Raw genomic sequence first — 3,871 nt, forward strand, 5'->3', positions numbered from 1 at the left:
GTAACTCAGTAGCTGAATTATTCTTCGAATCGAACACCTCTAATTCATAACCCCGCTGATAGGCTTCTTTTTGTGCTCCTTCTATTAACGAAATAAAAAATGGATTATTTAAAGTAGAAACGACTAACGCAATGGTATCCTTAGCCATTGCTTGGGTGCTCAATGCAAAATTGAATATAAAAAAGGTGACCCATTTATTTATTTTCATAAAAATGATTCCTGTGATAGAAATGATTTATTCCTTTATCATTCATTAACGCCACTAATAATCTAAACGCCTATACGAAATCTCTCGTGTTCACTAATACTTAGATTAAAAATTTAACTCTTTTGACGATAGCATAATCTAAATTCAGAAAACAATATTCTTTATCACCAATATTTACCGCTCTCTTTCACTATTACTTCCTTTTATTAGATTAAATTCTTACTTGTATACTTAATTCAATTACTCGATTAGGTGGTATTTCAAATTGATCTGAGGCGCGTAAGGCGTTACGTTTAAGTAGAATAAACAACTTGCTTCGAAAAGAAAGATACCAAGGCCGTTTAGTTAAAAAAATCGATTCATACGACATAAAAAACGATGTTTCTATCACTTGACATGACAAATCTTCTAAACCACAAAGATAGAAAATTTCCTCTACATTTGGCGTCTCTTTAAAACCATAGCGCGCACAGATCTGAAAAAAAGTAGGAGACAGTTTTTTAATTGTAACCCGGCGAATATTATGTATATAAGGCGTATCTTCTGTATGCAGAGTCAACAAAATTATTCTTTCATGTAATACTTTATTGTGTTTTAGATTACACAATAATGCACAAGGGATAACATTAGCAGCACGTGACATATAAACTGCGGTTCCCGGCACGCTCATGGGGGGTGATTTTTCCAACGAAGTGATCATTGCATTCAACGAATTGCCATGTTCATGCATCCTGCGTAACAGGCAAACCTGGCCATTTTTCCAGGTGGTCATAATAGTAAACATCACCAACCCCAGCATGAGCGGCAACCATCCCCCCGAAAAAAATTTTAAGGCATTAGCCGCAAATAATGGAATATCGATACTCAATAATAGCAGCAACAAAACAATAACAACGAGACGATGCCAGTGCCAATTTTTGAATATTACCGTGCAAAAAAGAACACTGGTGATAACCATAGTCCCTGTTACAGCGATACCATAAGCATTAGCCAAATTACTCGAATGCCCAAAACCTAAGATCACAAATACAACGGCAATATATAAAAGCCAGTTAATAATTGGTATATAAATCTGACCTGCCTCTATTTCTGATGTATTAATAATACGCATTGGCGGTAAATAACCTAAGTGTACCGCTTGTCGAGTAAGAGAAAATACGCCGGAGATAACAGCCTGTGAAGCAATAACCGTTGCCAGTGTTGCTAATATCAATAGAGGGATCATTGCCCAATCTGGGGCGAGTAAAAAAAAAGGATTTCTGACAGCTTCAGGATTTTTTAATAATAAAGCCCCCTGGCCAAAATAATTAAGCACTAAAGAAGGAAATACAAGAATAAACCAACCTAATAGAATAGAACGTTTACCAAAATGCCCCATATCAGTATATAAGGCTTCTACGCCCGTAACGGCCAGTACCACCGAACCCAACGCAAAAAAAGAAACTATTTTGTAGTTGATAAAAAAGGTAACCGCCCATTTTGGATGAAGCGCATTCAATACTTCAGGATTAGCAATAATACTACGCAGGCCTAAAACCCCTAAAGTTAAAAACCATATCAACATAACAGGAGCGAAGAGTTTCCCTACTTTAGCCGTTCCTTTTTTTTGAATAGCAAAAAGCAAAGTTAATACCGCTATTGAACAAGGCAAAATGTAATGCTGCAACGAAGGAGCAATGATCTCTAATCCTTCTATTGCTGACATCACAGACATGGCGGGTGTTATCACCACTTCACCATAAAAAAAACTGGCTCCAATAAGACCGATCGTAACTAATTTTGCAGTAATACGCTCAGAAGTGTTACGCCCAGACAACAACATCAAGGTTAAAATCCCGCCCTCGCCCGCGTTATCCGCTCGCATAACAAAAGTCAAATATTTCAGCGAAACGCTTAAAACAAACAGCCAAAAAATCAGTGACAAGAATCCAAATACCACATCAGGACAAACATCCAAAGCGTAATGAGAAGAAAAACATTCACGTAAAGTGTAAAGAGAACTCGTCCCTATATCACCGAAAACAATACCTATTGTGGAAAGTGTTATCGCTAATAAAGATTGTTTACGTTCTGTATTCATAGTTTATTTCTTTGATTACTTAGAGTCTGTTCGAAATCTTCTTTAGACCTCTTCGGAAACCTACTGCGTGACGCGGATCCTGCGTTGCCCGGTGCGCGCAATCCTCGTGTACTTATGGCAACGAAGGTTGCTGTGCGCCGGGCGCCTTGACTCCGTATCACTCGCTACGGTTTCCAAAGAGGTCTTTTGTATCGGCGAGCACAAGAGATTTCGAATAGGCGCTTAAACATCAGTAAAAGCGTTTTTACGCCTAAAAATTAGCCAACAATGGGGAGTGTGTTTTACTGCAATACTTAACTTGAATATACGATTTCTACCGTCATGAATTAATTTTGACCAGAGTCAATTTAAGTATGCATAAATTCAACCAGTTGCATAGTCTTAAAATAAAAATATAAGTTACACACAAGTTATACATAGCTTATCGACAGGTTGCTAACAGGTTATCAACAGGTAATAAAACTAGGTATAATCGTTACTTGTTTTCTTTAATTGGAGCCTTTAATGCCTAACATTACGTTAATCACTGGTAGTACACTCGGTAACGCTGAAGATTTCGCTGAATATTTAACCGAAAAATTACAATTGGCGGGGTTCAGTACCACACTTTTACATGGCCCTAATCTGGATGAACTGCACCTATCAGGTCAGTGGCTAGTTATCACTTCAACCCATGGTGCAGGCGAGCTCCCGGATAATCTGCAACTTCTATCCACACAAATTAAACAACAAAAACCTGATCTATCTCAGGTCTATTTCGGCGCAATAGGTTTAGGCGACTCTAGCTACGATCAATTTTGTGGCGCAATCAAAAAATTAGAGCAGCAATTGATAGCGCGAGGCGCTATTCAAATGGGTGAAAAACTTGAGATTGATGTGGCTAAATATCCCATTCCAGAAATTGCGGCAGAAAAATGGTTAATTGATTGGATGGCGAAATTTTAATCAGATTAAAAAACAATCAATCGGCTGTGGATAAACCTGTGCAAAAGCTGTGTAAAGCATGTGTATATCCTGTGATTATCTTGTGGATGAATTTTGAATAAAAAAGCCTGTGGATAACTTGCCATTTTATTCACAACTTATACATAAAATAACCACAGGTTACGCACAGGTTATCCTTTTTGTAACATTATGATTTAAATAAAAAATAATGACTTATCCACAAAAAACGTTCTCCTTAATAATAATAATAAAAAAGATCTAAAAAAAAAGATCTTTAAATAATTACCGCACCAAAAAAATCAAAAAACGAAAAAAACGAATTAAATAAAATTTGGCTAATCGAAAAATTTTGCGTAGAATCCACGGCACTTAGAACGAACAACCCCCATTGGCATAATCGCAAGGTTCAATCAGCATGTTTTGTCCAGAACAGTTTGACGTTATCATCATCGGCGGAGGGCATGCAGGCACTGAAGCTGCTATGGCCAGCGCTCGCATGGGATGTCAAACCTTGTTACTAACTCACAACATCGAAACCTTAGGCGAAATGTCTTGCAACCCTGCCATCGGAGGGATCGGCAAAGGGCATCTGGTAAAAGAAATCGACGCGCTAGGTGGTTTAATGGGAAAAGCCATCG

General features: G+C 37.8%; 3 protein-coding genes and 1 pseudogene. 2 read left to right on the plus strand and 2 right to left on the minus strand.

What is annotated here, in order from left to right:
* A pseudogene (locus REG_RS13905) lies at positions 1 to 208 on the minus strand (D-ribose ABC transporter substrate-binding protein); the annotation flags it as partial.
* A gap of 211 nt (positions 209 to 419) precedes the next feature.
* Positions 420 to 2,288, minus strand: a complete 1,869-nt coding sequence (kup, locus tag REG_RS00235; RefSeq protein ID WP_006704012.1) for a low affinity potassium transporter Kup — start codon at positions 2,286 to 2,288, stop codon at positions 420 to 422.
* Positions 2,289 to 2,792: 504 nt separating this feature from the next.
* Between kup and mioC the strand changes: the two genes are divergently transcribed.
* Complete coding sequence (mioC, locus tag REG_RS00240) at positions 2,793 to 3,233, plus strand: FMN-binding protein MioC (protein WP_006704013.1); 441 nt, start codon at positions 2,793 to 2,795, stop codon at positions 3,231 to 3,233.
* 415 nt (positions 3,234 to 3,648) lie between these two features.
* The coding region (locus REG_RS13910; RefSeq protein ID WP_039907021.1) for an FAD-dependent oxidoreductase at positions 3,649 to 3,871 on the plus strand (223 nt) is incomplete at its 3' end.

It is taken from the genome of Candidatus Regiella insecticola LSR1, assembly GCF_000143625.1.
Lineage (GTDB): Bacteria > Pseudomonadota > Gammaproteobacteria > Enterobacterales > Enterobacteriaceae > Regiella > Regiella insecticola.

Excerpts from the sequence above, each read along its gene's own strand:
- kup (WP_006704012.1), bottom strand. The coding sequence starts at position 2,288 with ATGAATACAGAACGTAAACAATCTTTATTAGCGATAACACTTTCCACA.
- mioC (WP_006704013.1), top strand. The coding sequence starts at position 2,793 with ATGCCTAACATTACGTTAATCACTGGTAGTACACTCGGTAACGCTGAA.